Genomic DNA, 16,641 nt, shown 5'->3' on the forward strand with positions numbered 1-16,641 from the left:
AAATGAGGGAAAAAGATGGGCGTTACCTTAGTCATTATTTTTAAATCCATTATTATTGGTGCTTTGGTAGGTTTTGGTGTAGGGGCCGGAGCGGCACGTATGTTTCATGCTCCGAACGTTCAGGGAATGGGAGCTTTCAGAACATTCGGAGAACTTAACGCTTGTGAAGGCGACCCAATTTCACACTTCTCCTTTGGTTTAGGATTTTTATTTAATGCCTGGGCTTCTGTAGTGGGAGCAGGTGCATTAACACAGGATGTAGACCATCGAATTATTCCTAACTGGGCTGCTGCGTCCTTGTTATGGCGTAACCGTGATGTTACCCAAACGTTGCATAATCCTAAAAAAATGGCGATCGCTGGTGCCTTTGTCGGTGTCGTTGTGGTGACATTATTGAACTCTACTGCATCTAGCGTTCCTGCCTCCATGCAAAATGTTGCAACTCAGGTTCTGGTTCCGGCTGCGAACTGGCTGATCAATCCTATCATGCCGATTGTATTCTGGATTGCAGCGATGGATGCCGGGCGTCGTACAGGAATCTGGTCAACCGTTCTGGGTGGTATCGGTCATTTAATCATGGGTAATGCTGTTCCTGGTATTGTCCTAGGTATTCTTATTGGTAAAGGCGTTGATGATAGTGGTTGGAACAGAATTACCAAGACACTTGTGGTAGCAGTAGCTATTTTGTACCTATTAAGCGGATTCTTCCGTGGATTTGATGTAGCTTTCTTGCACAGCATTCAGGTCGAAATTCCACAATGGCTCATTGACTTGCATAAACTCTTTGGATCAGAGGTGAAGTAAGATGACGGATCAATCTCTTAAAAATAGAGGCTTTTGGTTTTCTGAATGGGCATTTCCTGTGTTCGTTGCCACTTTGTGCTCAGGCATTTTTGCAGGAACGCATATGTATTTCGTTTACCATGTAGGAGCATTTAATGATATTGCCATTGTTGCCATGTTAGAAGCAGGGATTAAAGGTGGAAGCTACGGTGCAGCAGCAGCTTTTGGAGCCAGTTTCTTGTTTGCAAGGGTCCTGGAGGGTCCTCTAGTGGGTATCCTGGATATTGGGGGGGCGTTGCAGACAGGTATCGGAATTGGGGTACCAGCCATGCTATTAGGTGCAGGTATTACGGCACCACTTGAAAATTTTACTCTTTCGCTACTAGTAGGCGCACTTCTAGGTTTACTAATTGGTGTCGTTATCATTATGATTCGTCGATATACAGTTGCTGGCTCAACCTCTACGTTTGGGGCTGATGTCATGATGGGGGCAGGTAATGCAGCAGGTCGTTACTTAGGTCCATTAATTGTAATTACGGCGATTATGGCGTCGATTCCGGTGGGGATTGGGGCAACTGTAGGTGCAGCATTCTTTTATGCCTATAAAAAACCAATCGCTGGTGGTGCTATCATTGGTGCAATGATCATGGGAGCAATCTTCCCGATCCTGCTTAAATAGACCAAGTAGAAAAAGCTGTTAATTATGTTGCGAAGTACAACATGGTTAACTGCTTTTTCTCGTTACATACTTCATTAACACTTGGGTTATAGTAGGCAAGCATTATTCTTTCATTTAAGATAAGTACATAACTTTAACAATAATAACTATTTTTGCACTGTCTCATAGGGCAATGAATCGAACTTTAAGAAAAAATGGTGTAATCGTACAATAAGGGTAACCAGAAGGATGATGTGCACCTGAGTAATGACATAAAAGGGGAATCTGTCCATGCTGTCTTCAAGATCCAAAGAGATTTTAAAAATGTTGATATTAGCACAACAGCCATTACGCATCAAAAACCTTGCTCAAGACTTTCAAGTAAGTGAGCGAACGATTAAATATGATCTGGATGGGGTTCGTACATGGCTAAAGGAACATAACATACTTATCCATTCGCAACCCAATCGTGGCATCTGGGTAGAATGTGATGAGGAAGAAAGTCAAAATATGCTGGAATGGTTGCATATGCATGGTAGCCAGGATATTTTCTTACACCAGAATGAGCGTGCCAGATTTATTGCGTTAGAGCTGATATGTCAGGATGGGTATTTGCGAATCAATGATTTATCAGAAATATTAGCCGTAAGTCGAAACACGATCATTGGTGATCTGGAAGAAGTAGAGCGTTTTTGTTCTAGATGGCAGCTTGTATTCGAAAGAAAGGTTCGAGTGGGACTTCGGATAACAGGCCAGGAGCTACATGTTCGTTTAGCCATCGAACAGCTAATGCATGAAATTTTGAGCGGATATGAGATGTTAAAAATTGTCCAAAGCATCACACAGGAACATGACGTTCCCTCATTCGCTCTATCCTTCTATCAATGGCTCAAGCTTGATGAACGGGATCAGCAACTGGTAAAACAAACGATAAATAGTTTGGCACATCGGGTTAGTAATGATCTGTCCATCTATTTTTCTGATCGGTTGCTTATCAGCCTATTAATCCGAATCAGTATTGTCATTCAGCGATTGTGTCACGGCACAGATCATTTATTGGATCGATTTGAAATTTCGCTTATTCACCAATTTTCTATCTTTGAGTATTTCCAGCAAGACATGAAGGTGTTGTTTGACCAATTAGGGTTACCGATTACTGACAAAGAGGTTGCTTTCATCTGCATGCCAACTATTCGGATGGTAATTGATCCGACTGCATTAGATGACGTGACAGGGGATGCTCAGCAAAATGAAATGTTTGCGGTTACAAAAAGACTGATTGAAGCAGTTAGTTCCAGGCTGGAGATCCCCTTTAATGAGGATCGTACACTATTAGAAAGTCTATTTGCACATATGTCAGATCGAGTTGTGAAATATCGTAATGGTGTATTGGACCCAAATCCGCTAACGGACGAAATCATTCGCATGTTTCCGGGCTTGTTTACAACCTTAAAGCAAATATGCATTGAACACTTAAAAGACTATCAGTTGTTCTTAACCAATTCTGATATCGCTTACATTGTATTACACTTTCAAGCAGCTTTTGAACGAATTAAGGACCGTGAACAATTCAGAGTGTTGCTTGTTTGTGGTACCGGACGTGGAAGTGCTACCTTACTCAAGACTTATTTAGAAAAAGAAATGCGGAACTTACACATTGTAGGCCTCTGTTCAAGTATAGAAGTGAACCAATTCTTGCAAAAAACAGAAGTCGATTTAATTATCAGTGTGATTCCAATCCAGGCTTCTGTACCTGTTGTGGAAATAAGCGCACTGCCTACCAAAAATGATAAGGACAAAGTAAAAGTAGCTCTTCGCAAGATTCAGGAAGAAATGCAAGGAAAAAAAGTGGGCAATGAACAGAGAAAGCGATTACAAACAAGCTCTAAGCAGTTTCCTGAAATTCCAATTGAAATAACCAGTAAGGTAGAAAATCTAACACAAGAGGTTATCTTGCAAGGATTTGAAATTGGAATGAAGCTAACTACACAGTTTGTCCATTTGTTGCCAGGAAATCGGCAGCAAGGTTTGTTGCTTCACATCTTGCTTATGTTGAATCGTTTACGCTTTGGTACACCTTATATGGAATATGAGGCAGAAGGTCTACAAGAATCCAAGCATATGCAAAGGTATCGGTTGGCATTGGAAGAGTTTTTCAATCAGGAACAACTTCAAATACCTTCGAGTGAAGTTAGTGCTATCATGCGCTATTTCACAGAAGAGAGGAGCATACAATGATCTACGATTTGATAATTCAACATGCACATGTTATCGATCCAGCAACCAATCGAAATGGACGGTATCACATATTGATTCAGGATGGGAAGATCGCTAAGGTATTGCATGCTACACATGCAGACGAGCAGTTACCAGAGGCAAAACAGCTGATTGATGCGAAGGAAATGATTGTCACCCCAGGGCTGATCGATCTTCATGTACATGTATATGAGGATAAAACACCACTGGGAATCTCAGCTGATCGAATTGGAGTAAACCAAGGGGTTACGACTGTAGTTGATGCAGGTAGTGCAGGGGCTACAACATTCGATGAGTTTATTAAAATTGCGATTGAACCAAGCACCACGGAAGTTCTTGCTTGGATTAATATATCTGGTTCAGGTTTATGTCAAGGATTATCTGAGTTAGCAAATATGGAGTGGCTGGCTGTAGAAGAGACAAAAAAGCTTGTGAAAAAAGACGCAAGAGTAATTGGAATAAAAGCTCGTATGAGTGGTTCAGTTGTAAAAGAAAGTGGAATTGAACCATTGAGAGTAGCGAAAAAATTAGCCAATGAACTTGAACTTCCAACAATGGTTCATATCGGAAACGCTCCTCCAAAACTGACTGAGGTATTGCCTTTATTAGAGAGTGGAGATGTTGTTACACATGCCTTCCATGGTAAAAAGGGTGGAATTTTCACAGAAATGGGAGAGTTACTTCCTGAAGCAAGAGAAGCGTTGAATCGTGGCGTAATATTTGATGTGGGCCATGGTACTTCCAGTTTTAGTTTTGCCACGATGCGACATGCACTCAAGCAGGGTATCAAACCAAAAACGATTAGTACCGATATTTATTGCCACAATGTTGATGGCCCTGTACACAGCATGGCGATCACAATGACCAAATTAGTTGCGCTTGGAATCTCCCTAGAGGAAGTAATTGAAATGTCAACAGCAGCACCAGCACGTATTCTGAACCAAGCTAACCAACTAGGAACGCTTCAAGAAGGTACAATTGCTGATTTGACAATCATGAAGCTTGTTGATGAACCAATTACTCTTATCGATTCTGAAAAAGAGGAGTTGGTAACACCACAATATATAAAACCGGTGATGACCGTAAAAACAGGGAAGGTATTTACATGCACATGCTAAACCAAGTTGTAGAAGAGGTTAACAATGTTTCACCTATTGAGGATTCTGAGTTAGATTCTTTTATGAATCTATTGCAGGTAGTTAAAGAAGAGACTGAACAAATTAATTTGGAGATATCCGTAGATCGTTGGACTTTAATAGGAGTGCATTTGCTAGCATTTACACGACGTATCCGTAACAAAGAAACGTTACCACCGATTGATCCTGCAATGCTAGAAGAAAGCAATCAAGATTTTAAAGCGATTTCAAAAAAAGTACTACAGATCTACGGTGATCAATATAACACTGAGATTGAACCGATCGAGGTTTTCCTCATGCAGGTTCATCTAGAGACAGCAAAAGCTCTACAACAAGAAGCCTAGGAGGTAATGAATCATGAGTAAACAAGTTAAAGTAGTAATCGGGGATCGTTTGGGCAAAGGACAAAACATTGCAAAAGGTATTGAAGCTGCTGGTGGGATCGCGATTCTAATCCCAGGCGTAGGTGCAGATATGAAAGTAGGAGACACGATGAAAAAAGAAGAAGCAGACTTCGGACTTTCTTTCTGCGGTAGCGGTGGAGCAGGCGCTGTAACTGCAAAAACAAAATACGGCTATGACATCGAATTTGGTCTTCGCTCTGTAGATGCAGGGATCACAGCTCTTCGTAACGGTAAAAAAGTAATCGGTTTTGGATTCATGGATATAGAAGAACTAGGAAGACGCATGACTGAAGAGTATATCAAACTTCAAGGCTAGGAGGAAATCAAGATGAGAGAGTTCGATCAAACAATGACACTTACAGGAGTAGGTGAAACCAAAGAAGCTGCATTTAACCAAGTGTTTAGTCAAATCAAGAACAAAGTATCAAGAGAAAGCAATGATATTATTTTCCGAATAGAACCAGTGGATATAGAGGTGCTGTCTGCTTCTGTTCTTACCTATAAAGAAAGATTTCTTGGTATCTTTTTCCCACGGACTCGCACTCGGTATACTGTCAAGGCTCGTGTATCTGTACGTCTTTGTGCCGTCGAACTCTCTAAAATTGATTTCAAGGAAGAACAACGATCTACAGCAGATAAAATGCTGGGACTGAAGAAGAAAGCAAAAACCCAGTAATAGAAATGAGGGAAAGAGATGGGTATTACTTTAGCCATCGTATTAAAATCCATTATTATTGGTGCCTTGGTTGGTTTTGGTGTTGGAGCCGGAGCCGCTCGTATGTTCCACGCACCTAATGTTCAAGGTATGGGAGCTTTTCGTACATTTGGAGAGCTAAATGCATGTGAAGGAGATCCAATTTCTCACTTCTCGTTCGGTTTAGGATTCCTGTTTAACGCATGGGCATCTGTAGTAGGTGCTGGTGCCTTGACACAAGACGTTGATCACCGTATTATCCCGAACTGGGCTGCTGCAGCTTTGTTATGGAAAAATCGTGATGTTACGAAAACTCTACATGATCCGAAAAAAATGGCGTTTGCTGGTGCAATTGTAGGTATATTTGTTGTTACATTGCTTAACTCTACTGCATCAAGCGTTCCAGCATCAATGCAAAGCGTGGCTACACAAGTACTTGTTCCTGCAGCAAACTGGCTGATCAATCCTATCATGCCGATCGTATTCTGGATTGCAGCGATGGATGCTGGAAGACGTACAGGTATCTGGTCTACTGTTCTTGGTGGAATTGGTCACCTGATCATGGGTAACGCTGTTCCAGGTATCGTTCTTGGTATTTTGATTGGTAAAGGTGTAGATGACAGCGGTTGGAACAGAATTACGAAAACTCTCGTTATTGCTGTTGTAATCCTTTATGTACTAAGCGGATTCTTCCGTGGTTTCGATGTAAACTTACTGCATAGCTTTTACCTAGATATTCCTCAATGGTTAATTGACTTGCACGCATTCTTTGGATCTGAGGTGAAGTAAGATGACTGATCAATCTATCAAAAATCAAGGTTTCTGGTTATCTGAGTGGGCTTTCCCAATCTTTGTTGCTACACTTTGTTCTGGTATATTTGCCGGTACACATATGTACTATGTATACCATGTAGGGGCATTTAATGATATTGCCATTGTTGCGATGCTGGAAGCAGGTATTAAAGGTGGAAGCTACGGAGCTGCCGCAGCGTTTGGTGCAAGTTTCTTGTTTGCTCGAATTCTGGAAGGTCCACTGGTTGGTATCCTGGATATAGGTGGTTCCTTACAGACAGGTATTGGTATCGGTGTTCCTGCTCTCCTTCTTAGTGCAGGTATCACGGGTCCAATCGAAAACTTCGGACTTTCTTTGATCGTTGGAGCCATTTGTGGTCTATTAATTGGTTTGATTATCATTTTGATTCGTCGTTACACGGTAGCAGGTGCGAACTCTACGTTCGGGGCTGATGTGATGATGGGAGCAGGTAATGCATCAGGACGTTACCTAGGCCCACTGATTGTTATTACTGCAATCATGGCTTCCATTCCTGTAGGTATCGGGGCAACCATAGGGGCAGCAATTTTTTATGCTTACAAAAAACCAATTGCTGGTGGCGCAATCATTGGCGCAATGATTATGGGAGCACTTTTCCCAATTCAAATTGTATAGATAGATAGAAAGGGTGGAGAAAGTGTCCATATATCAAAAATTCGGCTTAAAGCAAGTAATTAATGCGAGTGGAAAAATGACGGCGCTGGGAGCAAGCGCCGTCCACCCTGAAATAGCAGAAGCAATGGGTAAAGCTGCCATGGATTATGTTGATATCTCTGAACTGATGGCAGAAGCAGGCAGACGTATTGCCAAAGCTACGGGAGCAGAAGGTGGATGCCCAACACTAGGAGCTTCAGCAGGTATCGCCATTTCAACTGCAGCTGTTATTGCAGGAACAAACTTGGTTGATATAGAAAGAATGCCTCATTCAGAAGGCTTGGCTAATGAAATCATCATTCAAAAAGGACACTCCGTTCATTTTGGTGGTGCAGTTCATCAGATGATTGCAATTGGTGGCGGGAAAGTAGTAGAAGCAGGTCACGCTAACCAAGTTGAACGTGCTCATATCGAGGGTGCTATCACTTCAAACACTGCTGCTCTTTTGTATGTTAAGTCGCATCATGCTGTCCAAAAGGGAATGCAATCATTTTTGAGTATGCTTGAAATCGCACATGCAAACAAGCTGCCACTAATCGTAGATGCGGCAGCTGAAGAAGATTTGCACTACTACATCGCACAAGGTGCCGATTTGGTTATCTATAGCGGTGGTAAGGCAATTGAAGGGCCAACTTCTGGACTAATTTGTGGTAAGGCAAAATACACTCAAGCATGTCATGCACAATTCAAAGGTGTTGGTCGTGCGATGAAAGTAGGTAAAGAAGCGATTATGGGGCTGCTTACTGCTCTTGAACGCTATGAGAATAAAGAGTCTACAGGGGAAGAGCAAAAGAGAAAAATGAACGAATTGCTCCAGGCATTGGCAGACGTTCCTGGTGTTCAGGGACGAATCGTGCAGGATGAAGCAGGTCGCGAAATATATCGCGCTCATTTAACGATTGATCCTGAAGTGGCAAAGCTAACTGCGAAAGAATTGATTTCCGAATTAGAAAGCGGTAATCCGGCAATCTATACACGTAATCACTATTCGAATCTTGGAATTATCAGTATTGATCCAAGACCACTTTTAGTAGGGCAAGAACAAATCATTGCACAACGGTTGCAAGAACTTTTGAAATAGATGACTGGAGGTCATATTCGAATGAAAGCACAAGTCCGTATTAATCTATTAGCTAAAGATGCAGAGAATGCTACACAAATTCAAGAAGTTTTGGAAGGTAAAGCTTTGGTTGGTGTAATGGTAAAACCTTTCCCGACAATTGAAGAAGCGGTGAAAAAAGTTGAGGAATTCCATGAGGCCAATATCCCTGTCTCCGTTGGTTTGGGGGCAGCTGATCCAACACAATGGAAAAAAGTAGCTCAGGTAGCAGTGCTTACGAAACCAGTTCACGTTAATCAGGTTTTCCCTGCCGCTGGCTATACGATTGGTCTATTGGAACAAGCTGGTGCAGAAACCATTTTCGTAAACGCCGTTATTGAACCGAGCGGTACTCCAGGTAAAGTATACGTAACGACTGGTGAGAAAAGCCAACAATATAAAGAGGCAATCTCATGTGAAGCAGCCGCAGCATTGATGAAGGATTCCGGTGTAGTTTCTGTTAAGTTCTTTCCATTGAACAATCGTTTGGATGAGTTAGTACCTATGGTAAAAGCTGCAGTAGCTCAAGGCATTACATGTTTTGAACCATCAGGTGGTATTACGATAGAGAATATGGCTGAGATCGTTGGTATTTGTGAAGAGCATGGTTCTACGGAAGTGATCCCTCACATCTATACATCTATCGTCGATAAAGAGACAGGATTAACTCGCATTGAAGATGTAAAAGCAATTAAAGAAAATCTTAGCAAATACTGGAACTAAGGGTAGTTCATAGGGAATAGCAAGAAATTTGCCTACAAAAAGCTGTTAAACACCGAAGTCATCTTCTTGTGTTTGACAGCCTTTTTGGCTTATCTAATCATACCTAATGCTTCAAAAATAAAAGCATTACATCAAAAAAATACGCTTTCCCATATAAATTGGAAAGGCGTATTTACTGTTAGGACTCTTTTTCGAATTGGAATGAACGTGCAATATAAATGACTGGTGTCGAAGCAGCAGATACGATGAATTTAATTAAGTAGGTCGTAATCAAAATATCAAACCATACATCCATTGGGAACTTGCCTAGGAATGCGATGGTACAGAAGATCAACGTATCAACAAATTGACTAACCACTGTGCTTCCATTATTACGAATCCAAAGTTGATCAGGGCGTGGTGCAACTTTTTTCAACCAGGTAAAAAGCCTAACATCAAGAAATTGGCTAATATAGTAAGAGACCAAGCTACCAAGTGCCAAGCGCGGCATGAATTCAAAAATAGTTGCCAATGCGTCATGTGCTATATCAGATGGTTGTGGTTCAAATAATAGCACCATTTGCATGATGATAGTAGCAGCAAATAACGTAAAAAATCCGAACCAAACGCCTTCTTTAGCAGACTTTTCTCCGTATTTTTCATTCAGAAGGTCTGTACATAGATAAATGGAAGCATACATCGTATTCCCTAAAGTCATTGCGAAACCAAACATCTCAATCGTTTTTACAACCTGGATATTAGCCAATATGGTTGCAAAACCAATCCAGGCGTAGATACCCATTTTACCAAATGAGCGGTAACAAATTAGAAACAGAGTAAAATTGACCAGTACAAAGCCGATCCCAAGCCAAAAATTATACATGTTGTCCTCCTAGTTTTGATAACGCGGGAGTTTTTCGAACCGCGAGAATCTATGAAGTTGTCACAATTAAGAATTGTAACTAATTTAACAGATTGTCGCAATTCTTTTTTACGTACTTTAATCAAATCATAAGCAGGAGTAGGTATAACTGTTATGGCTAGTTTTGGGTTACTTGCTTTGTTTCATGCAAAGATGTTTATGTATGGACAGATCCAGACGTTGATGCAGCAGATAGCCATACACGACCTGCAGACTCTTCCAAGCGAATGGGTACATCAAAAAATGACTGGAGTAACTTTTGGCTAAGCAACTCATTACGTGTACCTTGAGCAAACACACCACCGTTTTTTAAGAGTAATACATGTTCAAAACAAGGTAGTAGTTCTTCAATGTGATGGGTAACATAGATAAGGGTTGGGCAATTTTCTTGCTCGGTAAGTTCTTCAATCATCTTCAAAAAGTCTTCTCGAGCAATAAAATCTAAGCCTGTTGTGGGCTCGTCTAAAATGAGTAGGCGAGGAGTAGGCATCAATGCACGTGCAAGTAACACTCGTTGTTTTTCACCTTGAGAAAGAGTAGCATACGAACGAGTTCCTAGATGTGCGATTTTAAATTGTTCTAACAGCTCACGTGCTCGCTCGCGTTCCTCTATTGTAATCTCCCCATACATTCTTAGTGCAGCATGCTTCCCGCTTACTACAATTTCTTCTGCATTTGCTTGGTCGTGTAGCTGTTCTTGTAAAGCACTACTTACCAGCCCAATTTCTTTGCGAAGTAGACGAAGGTCATTTTCACCAAAACGTTTGCCAAGTACGATGACTTCACCGGAAGTAGGATATTGATAGCCGGTAATAATTTTTAGCAGGGTAGACTTTCCCGAGCCATTTAAACCTAAGATGCATGTATGTTCTTTTTCACCAACTTGCCAATTTACAGTGGATAAGATAGGTTTCTGATCTCTACTCCAGGTCACATCTTTTACGGTAATCAATGGAGTACCCTCCTCGGATTTTTATATATGTTTCATTATTCCATATATTTCTGATGACGGAAACTAGGAAAATATTCGTGAAATCTAGTGAAAAAGCCATGTGAAATATAATTTTTACGAACAAAATATATTATTAACAAAAAAATGTTCGTTTTTAGGGTTGATTCTTTTCAGCCATGTCGTTATAATCAAAAAGGTTTTCTAATTAGCGTTCCAAGGAGGCAACTTTATGAGTTATGATGTAATCATTGTTGGAGCCGGACCTGCCGGAATTTTTACGGCATATGAACTTATTCACAAAAATCCTCAACTTCAAATTTTACTTGTCGAAAAAGGACATGATATATATTCTCGTCGTTGTCCCATCCTTGAGAAAAAAATTAGCAAATGTCCACCTGCAACTGGGCGAAAAGAATTCAGTGGATGTTTACCAGCCTGTTCCATTACGAATGGGTTTGGTGGAGCAGGTGCGTATTCAGATGGGAAATTTAACATCACAACCGAATTTGGCGGATGGATGACTGACTATTTAATGCCATCTGAAGTCCTGGAACTGATTAAATATGTAGATGAAATTAACTTACAACATGGTGCAACAACGAATATTACAGATCCAACCACGGATGAAGTTAGAGATATTGAACGTAAAGGTGCTGCGGTAGGACTGAAATTGCTTCGTGCGAATGTTCGTCATTTGGGAACGGAACAAAATCTGCAAATTTTACAAAGTATCTATGAAGAATTAAAAGAGAAGATCACCATGGTTTATAAACAAGAAGTAGCAGATATACTGGTTGAGAAAACAGAAGAGGGTAAGAAAATTACCGGTATCGTGACCAAGAAAGGTCAGGAGTACCACGCGAGAAAAGTTGTGGTTGCACCTGGTCGAGACGGTTCACAATGGTTTGGGGAAGTGTTAAAAAAACAAAGACTTCGTTTGAGTAACAATCAGGTTGACGTAGGAGTTCGAGTAGAAACGACCAATGTAGTCATGCAAGAAATTAACAAGCATTTATATGAAGGAAAGTTTTTATATAAATCTTCAACAGACCAGATCATTCGAAGCTTTTGTTCCAATCCAAGCGGTCATGTAGTAGTAGAAAACCACAGTGGGGTGATGGCGGCTAATGGTCATGCCTACAAAGATGAGAAGCTTGGATCGCAAAATACCAACTTTGCACTGTTGGTATCACACATCTTTACTGAGCCTTTTGACAAACCGAATGAATATGCTAAGGAAGTTTCAACCAGAGCAAATGATTTATCGAATGGATCTGTCATTGTTCAACGTTATGGAGATATTAAGCGGGGAAGACGCTCTACAGAGAAGCGTATTAAAGAAGGTTTTGTAGAACCTACTTTAAAGGAAGCAGTACCTGGGGATCTTGGACTCGTTCTTCCCTATAATACGATGAAAAGTTTAATTGAGATGGTAGAAGCCTTAGACCATGTGACACCGGGGATCGCTAGTGATCATACTTTGTTTTATGGGGTAGAAGCCAAGTTCTACTCTGCAAGGCCTCATCTTAGCAATAATTTTGAGACTGAGATCTCAGGTCTTTATGCTGGTGGAGACGGAGCTGGATTAACCCGTGGACTGGCTCAGGCAGGTGCGTGTGGCGTGCATATTGCCCGTCATATTCTTGTTAAACTGTAATAGTTTTAGGCAAGTAGTCTGGACAACATAATAGGATACGAGAAACCGCCTCGCTAATAGAGTGCGGTTTTTTGTGTGCATAGAATGCCATTTATAGAGAAAACTGTAAATACGAATTGATACAGATTAGGTGATAGGCATGCCTCAACATCCGTTTTTTGACCGCAGTTTTTCTAGAAGTAGCAAAGCACGTAACGCTGAACAGACTATACCATTTGTACAAAAATCACTAGAGAAGAATCTGCAGTGGATACAAGACGAATTTCATACTATGCCAGATCTTCAAATCAAACGTTTTATAACGAATCAGGGGATAAATGCTGCTGTTATTTATTTTGAAGAGATATCAGACAAAATGATGATCTTTAACGATATTATCAATCAATTGGTGCAGCAGGGTAGTTCTGTACAACAGATACAATCCTCTACTGTAATTGCAAATAAAGGAGAAAATACCTCGTCATTAATTGACGTGGAGCAGGCGGTGCTCAAAGGTAAAAGTACATTGTTTATTGAGGGGTTATCTTCAGCTTATGTCTTTGATACGGCTGATTTTCCGATTCGCAATATTGAAGAACCAAATGTGGAGCGTACAATTAAAGGGTCCCATGATGGTTTCGTAGAGAGTCATGGGAAAAATATTGCGTTATTACGCAAATACCTTCCATCTCGCCAGTTAAAGATAAAGCAGATGAAAGTGGGGAAACGAGGAGAGATTAAGGTATCTCTCATGTATTTGGAGGATGTAACCCGTCCAGAAATATTGCAGGAACTGGAAAGACGAATAAGTCAAATCGATATTGATGTAATTATTAATATTGGTGAATTACAGCAGCTGATTTCAGATAACAAATTTACGGTCTTACCGCAATTTTTGGAAACAGAAAGACCAGGTACAGCTGCTATGGAAATTCTGGATGGTCGTGTAGCCATTATTATGGATCGTTCACCCAGTGTTTTGATTGCACCCATACATTTTATTGGTTTTTTGAAAACGAAAGATGACTATAACATTAACTGGATCATAGCTTCCTTTGTACGGTTCCTTCGATATATATCCTTGGCGGTCGGGATTCTGTTACCAGCTTTTTATATCGCAACCATTTCTATGCATTTTGAAGTAATCCCGCTTAAATTGTTGTTATCCATAGGAGAATCAAGAGAACGGGTGCCATTTCCTCCTTTACTGGAAGCGTTACTTATGGAATTTGCTCTAGAAATGTTGCGTGAAGCAGGCCTTCGTCTGCCAACCTCTATTGGCCAAACCGTCAGTATTGTGGGGGGGATTGTTATCGGTCAGGCCGCTGTTCAGGCTGGTGTAGTGAGCAATATAATGGTTATTGTTGTTTCCTTAACCGCCATTTGCTCCTTTATCATTCCTTACTATGACATGTCAGCAGCAGTGCGAATTATTCGGTTTCCCATGATGCTCTTGGCTTATCTTTTCGGTTATGTGGGAATTTCAGTTGGGATAATGTTTCTTTTGATTCACATAATCAGTATGAATTCAATTGGTGTTCCATATGGCTTACCGGTAACTCCTATACGGCTTTATGATTGGAAGGATGCTTTTTTCAAACTTCCGCAGCGCTTTTTGACAACTCGGCCAGACAGTGCGAGACCAATTCAAAAAAGAAAAAGTCAACTAAGTAAGAGGGGGAGGTGAATCAATCTGTATGAGCCACATGCAAAGTAATAAAATATCTAACTTACAATTCACTTTGTTCATCGCCAGTACGCAAATTGGATTGGGTATTTTATATATTCCAAGAGATTTAATGCGTGTAGCCGGTACAGATGGGTGGGTATCTGTTATTTTGAGCTGGATTCTTGCTACTACAGCTAATCTAATCATCATTCAGTTGATGAAGCGGATACCGGGCCTGACCATTCGGACAGCTCTACAAAGATATTGTGGAAAATGGATAGGGGGCTTGTTTTATTTATTTATCATTGCATATTTGATCTTCTTCTCGTTTCTAATCGTTTCTGCTGCCGTTTTTATTGTCCAGGTTTGGATTCTACAACGAATTCCAGCTTATTACATTATGTTGTTATTGGTTGCTCCTATTTTTTATCTTTGTTGTAAAGGGGTAAAAATAATGGGAAGATACGTTGAGATTACAACGATGATATCAATCTGGATGCCATTTTTGTTGTTTATACCACTTTATCGCGGAAACCTACTCTATTTTCTACCACTAATTAAGGACGGACTTCTACCCATTTTAAAAGGGGTTGGAAGCACACTTTTTTTCTTCCTTGGCTTTGAGATGACGATGTTTTTATATCCTTATTTGGAAACGAAAGAGAAGGCATCTTTCAACGTTATTGTTGCCAATACCATTTCTATGTCTGTGCTAATGCTTGTTACGATAGTAAACTTTTCCTATTTTAGTCCCACGCAATTAATGGATACACTCTGGCCTACTTTAAGCCTGTTAAGAATAATTACGTTTCCATTTCTTGAGAGACTGGAGGTTATCTTTCTCTCCTTTTACCTCGTATCATTTTCAACGACTTGGGTGACATATACGTTTTTCTCCATCTACGGCTTAACTGGTTTATTTAAAAGAAGCTTATTACCAAAACATTTTTTCTATTTTCTAGCCTTATTTGTAATTAGTAGTTTCTTTTTCACTCTTAGTTATAACGATATCATGAGATACGTTAAGTACAGTAATATACTGGGTTTTTTTGTTGGTTATGTATTTCCTATTCTGTTCATTAGCTACCTTTACTTCTTTCAAGATCGTATTGACAGGCGGCGACAAACATGCGACCAAAAAAAATGATTTTGTTACTTACAATCCTTTCGCTTTTGCTGGTTTCATGTACCAAAACAGACATTGAAGATCAAACATTTTCACTCCTTAGTGGAATTGACAAAAAAGGAAACCAGCTCTATTTTTATAGCGTCGCGCCCGTTTTTCACGCAGAAGCCAAAAAAAAGATCGAGGAGTATGAAGTGAAATCGCATACCATGCGTACTGCACGCAATGAATTTGATTCTCGTGCAACTGCTTTGTCAATGGCCAACAAGCTACAGTTGTTTTTGGTCGGGAAAGGTTTGGTAAAGGAACATAATATTTTCGCTTTAATGGATGTATTGTACCGTGATGTAACTAGCGGAAGTAACGCACGTGTAGTTATGGTAGACGGTCCTGTCAAGGATGTCATCAAGTTTGCACCGGAAAACAGGCCACGACTTCCCATCTATTTAACTAAGCTAATTGATGCAGCTTATTTGCGGAACTTAACCCAGAGAGTGACACTGCTTGAATTCCAATGGCAAATGATAGAACCAGGAATCACTCCTTACATTACCGAAATTATGCTTGATAAGCAGGGCATTAAGCTAAAAGGAATTGCTTTGCTAAACAATCATGGTAAATATGTGAACTCGCTTGACTTGAATGAAAGTGTCATGCTTAGCATGCTTATGCGGAAAAAGCAAGGGACCTATTCATTAACCGTGCCAATCAAAAAAGGCGATGACAAAGTGATGAACAAATATATGTCAGCTACCTATACTAGTGTTAAAGATAAAGTGAAAGTCAGCATGAGAGAGGGGCATTTTCATTTTGACGTCGAGTTGAAGATGGATGCCAATATAACAGAAAGTATCCATCTTGTTACACGGGATAGAAATTACTTGCAGGTTGAGAAAAAGTTAAAAAAAATATTGGATAAGGACTTCAAGATCCTCATAAAAAAATTACAAAAGAATAAAGTTGATCCAATCGGTTATGGGTTGTACGCTCAAGCTTATCAGTATAAAAACTGGAAAAAAATAAAGGACCGGTGGCCTGAAGAATTCGCTAAAGCTACGTTTTCATTAAAAACCAATGTAAAATTCAAATACCCGGGGAGTGTCCAAGAATAAGTTTTT

At 40.3% G+C, this 16,641-nt stretch carries 17 protein-coding genes; 15 read left to right on the forward strand and 2 right to left on the reverse strand.

The genetic code is table 11. From position 1 onward, the window contains the following. Positions 1-15: 15 nt before the first annotated feature. The 11 genes from LM917_RS09570 (at position 16) to LM917_RS09620 (ending at position 9,239) form a co-directional block, all read left to right on the forward strand. Positions 16-804, forward strand: coding sequence for a DUF4311 domain-containing protein (locus LM917_RS09570; RefSeq protein WP_232697280.1), 789 nt, complete (start codon positions 16-18; stop codon positions 802-804). A 1-nt stretch (position 805) separates the two neighbouring features. After that, complete coding sequence (locus LM917_RS09575; RefSeq protein WP_232697281.1) at positions 806-1,462, forward strand: DUF4310 family protein; 657 nt, start codon at positions 806-808, stop codon at positions 1,460-1,462. A gap of 270 nt (positions 1,463-1,732) precedes the next feature. Continuing rightward, positions 1,733-3,679: a BglG family transcription antiterminator gene (locus tag LM917_RS09580; protein ID WP_232697282.1), complete on the forward strand. Its 1,947-nt coding sequence runs from the start codon at positions 1,733-1,735 to the stop codon at positions 3,677-3,679. After that, positions 3,676-4,815, forward strand: a complete 1,140-nt coding sequence (locus tag LM917_RS09585; RefSeq protein WP_232697283.1) for an amidohydrolase/deacetylase family metallohydrolase — start codon at positions 3,676-3,678, stop codon at positions 4,813-4,815. Before LM917_RS09580 ends, LM917_RS09585 begins: the two co-directional genes overlap by 4 nt. Next, entirely contained in the window at positions 4,803-5,177 is a 375-nt protein-coding gene (locus LM917_RS09590; RefSeq protein WP_232697284.1) for a PRD domain-containing protein, read from the forward strand. The genes LM917_RS09585 and LM917_RS09590 overlap by 13 nt, the downstream gene beginning before the upstream one ends. 13 nt (positions 5,178-5,190) lie before the next feature. After that, positions 5,191-5,553, forward strand: coding sequence for an SFCGS family glycine-rich protein (locus LM917_RS09595; RefSeq protein WP_232697285.1), 363 nt, complete (start codon positions 5,191-5,193; stop codon positions 5,551-5,553). A gap of 12 nt (positions 5,554-5,565) precedes the next feature. Next, positions 5,566-5,913 carry a DUF4312 family protein gene (locus LM917_RS09600; protein WP_232697286.1) on the forward strand — a complete coding sequence of 116 codons (348 nt, stop codon included), beginning with the start codon at positions 5,566-5,568 and terminating at the stop codon, positions 5,911-5,913. Positions 5,914-5,931: 18 nt separating this feature from the next. Further along, positions 5,932-6,720 carry a DUF4311 domain-containing protein gene (locus LM917_RS09605; RefSeq protein ID WP_232697287.1) on the forward strand — a complete coding sequence of 263 codons (789 nt, stop codon included), beginning with the start codon at positions 5,932-5,934 and terminating at the stop codon, positions 6,718-6,720. 1 nt (position 6,721) lies between these two features. Then, positions 6,722-7,378: a DUF4310 family protein gene (locus LM917_RS09610; RefSeq protein ID WP_232697288.1), complete on the forward strand. Its 657-nt coding sequence runs from the start codon at positions 6,722-6,724 to the stop codon at positions 7,376-7,378. Between the two features lie 22 nt (positions 7,379-7,400). After that, positions 7,401-8,498 (forward strand): DgaE family pyridoxal phosphate-dependent ammonia lyase, encoded by a 1,098-nt coding sequence (locus LM917_RS09615; RefSeq protein WP_232697289.1) that lies wholly within the window; start codon positions 7,401-7,403, stop codon positions 8,496-8,498. Positions 8,499-8,519: 21 nt separating this feature from the next. Then, positions 8,520-9,239: a KDGP aldolase gene (locus LM917_RS09620; RefSeq protein WP_232697290.1), complete on the forward strand. Its 720-nt coding sequence runs from the start codon at positions 8,520-8,522 to the stop codon at positions 9,237-9,239. Between the two features lie 178 nt (positions 9,240-9,417). Here LM917_RS09620 and LM917_RS09625 read toward each other — a convergent pair whose 3' ends face one another. Further along, on the reverse strand, positions 9,418-10,101 hold the full coding sequence (locus tag LM917_RS09625; protein WP_232697291.1) for a queuosine precursor transporter: 684 nt from the start codon (positions 10,099-10,101) through the stop codon (positions 9,418-9,420). Between the two features lie 196 nt (positions 10,102-10,297). Next, on the reverse strand, positions 10,298-11,092 hold the full coding sequence (locus LM917_RS09630; protein ID WP_232697292.1) for an ABC transporter ATP-binding protein: 795 nt from the start codon (positions 11,090-11,092) through the stop codon (positions 10,298-10,300). A gap of 229 nt (positions 11,093-11,321) precedes the next feature. On the opposite strand from LM917_RS09630, the gene LM917_RS09635 reads away from it, so the two are divergent. The 4 genes from LM917_RS09635 to LM917_RS09650 all read left to right on the forward strand — a co-directional run bounded on the left by LM917_RS09635 (position 11,322) and on the right by LM917_RS09650 (position 16,635). Further along, positions 11,322-12,749, forward strand: coding sequence for an NAD(P)/FAD-dependent oxidoreductase (locus tag LM917_RS09635; RefSeq protein ID WP_232697293.1), 1,428 nt, complete (start codon positions 11,322-11,324; stop codon positions 12,747-12,749). Positions 12,750-12,888: 139 nt separating this feature from the next. Continuing rightward, positions 12,889-14,415: a spore germination protein gene (locus tag LM917_RS09640; protein WP_232697294.1), complete on the forward strand. Its 1,527-nt coding sequence runs from the start codon at positions 12,889-12,891 to the stop codon at positions 14,413-14,415. A gap of 10 nt (positions 14,416-14,425) precedes the next feature. After that, positions 14,426-15,544: a GerAB/ArcD/ProY family transporter gene (locus tag LM917_RS09645; protein WP_232697295.1), complete on the forward strand. Its 1,119-nt coding sequence runs from the start codon at positions 14,426-14,428 to the stop codon at positions 15,542-15,544. Continuing rightward, positions 15,526-16,635, forward strand: a complete 1,110-nt coding sequence (locus tag LM917_RS09650) for a Ger(x)C family spore germination protein (RefSeq protein ID WP_232697296.1) — start codon at positions 15,526-15,528, stop codon at positions 16,633-16,635. Before LM917_RS09645 ends, LM917_RS09650 begins: the two co-directional genes overlap by 19 nt. The last annotated feature ends 6 nt before the right edge of the window (positions 16,636-16,641 follow it).

The organism is Brevibacillus daliensis (assembly GCF_021245735.1).
Classification (GTDB): domain Bacteria; phylum Bacillota; class Bacilli; order Brevibacillales; family Brevibacillaceae; genus Brevibacillus_B; species Brevibacillus_B daliensis.

Bases quoted from the DNA above. Each gene is read 5' to 3' on its own strand.
- LM917_RS09570 (WP_232697280.1), top strand. From the start codon at position 16: ATGGGCGTTACCTTAGTCATTATTTTTAAATCCATTATTATTGGTGCT.
- LM917_RS09575 (WP_232697281.1), top strand. From the start codon at position 806: ATGACGGATCAATCTCTTAAAAATAGAGGCTTTTGGTTTTCTGAATGG.
- LM917_RS09580 (WP_232697282.1), top strand. From the start codon at position 1,733: ATGCTGTCTTCAAGATCCAAAGAGATTTTAAAAATGTTGATATTAGCA.
- LM917_RS09585 (WP_232697283.1), top strand. From the start codon at position 3,676: ATGATCTACGATTTGATAATTCAACATGCACATGTTATCGATCCAGCA.
- LM917_RS09590 (WP_232697284.1), top strand. From the start codon at position 4,803: ATGCACATGCTAAACCAAGTTGTAGAAGAGGTTAACAATGTTTCACCT.
- LM917_RS09595 (WP_232697285.1), top strand. From the start codon at position 5,191: ATGAGTAAACAAGTTAAAGTAGTAATCGGGGATCGTTTGGGCAAAGGA.
- LM917_RS09600 (WP_232697286.1), top strand. From the start codon at position 5,566: ATGAGAGAGTTCGATCAAACAATGACACTTACAGGAGTAGGTGAAACC.
- LM917_RS09605 (WP_232697287.1), top strand. From the start codon at position 5,932: ATGGGTATTACTTTAGCCATCGTATTAAAATCCATTATTATTGGTGCC.
- LM917_RS09610 (WP_232697288.1), top strand. From the start codon at position 6,722: ATGACTGATCAATCTATCAAAAATCAAGGTTTCTGGTTATCTGAGTGG.
- LM917_RS09620 (WP_232697290.1), top strand. From the start codon at position 8,520: ATGAAAGCACAAGTCCGTATTAATCTATTAGCTAAAGATGCAGAGAAT.
- LM917_RS09625 (WP_232697291.1), bottom strand. From the start codon at position 10,101: ATGTATAATTTTTGGCTTGGGATCGGCTTTGTACTGGTCAATTTTACT.
- LM917_RS09635 (WP_232697293.1), top strand. From the start codon at position 11,322: ATGAGTTATGATGTAATCATTGTTGGAGCCGGACCTGCCGGAATTTTT.
- LM917_RS09640 (WP_232697294.1), top strand. From the start codon at position 12,889: ATGCCTCAACATCCGTTTTTTGACCGCAGTTTTTCTAGAAGTAGCAAA.
- LM917_RS09645 (WP_232697295.1), top strand. From the start codon at position 14,426: ATGAGCCACATGCAAAGTAATAAAATATCTAACTTACAATTCACTTTG.
- LM917_RS09650 (WP_232697296.1), top strand. From the start codon at position 15,526: ATGCGACCAAAAAAAATGATTTTGTTACTTACAATCCTTTCGCTTTTG.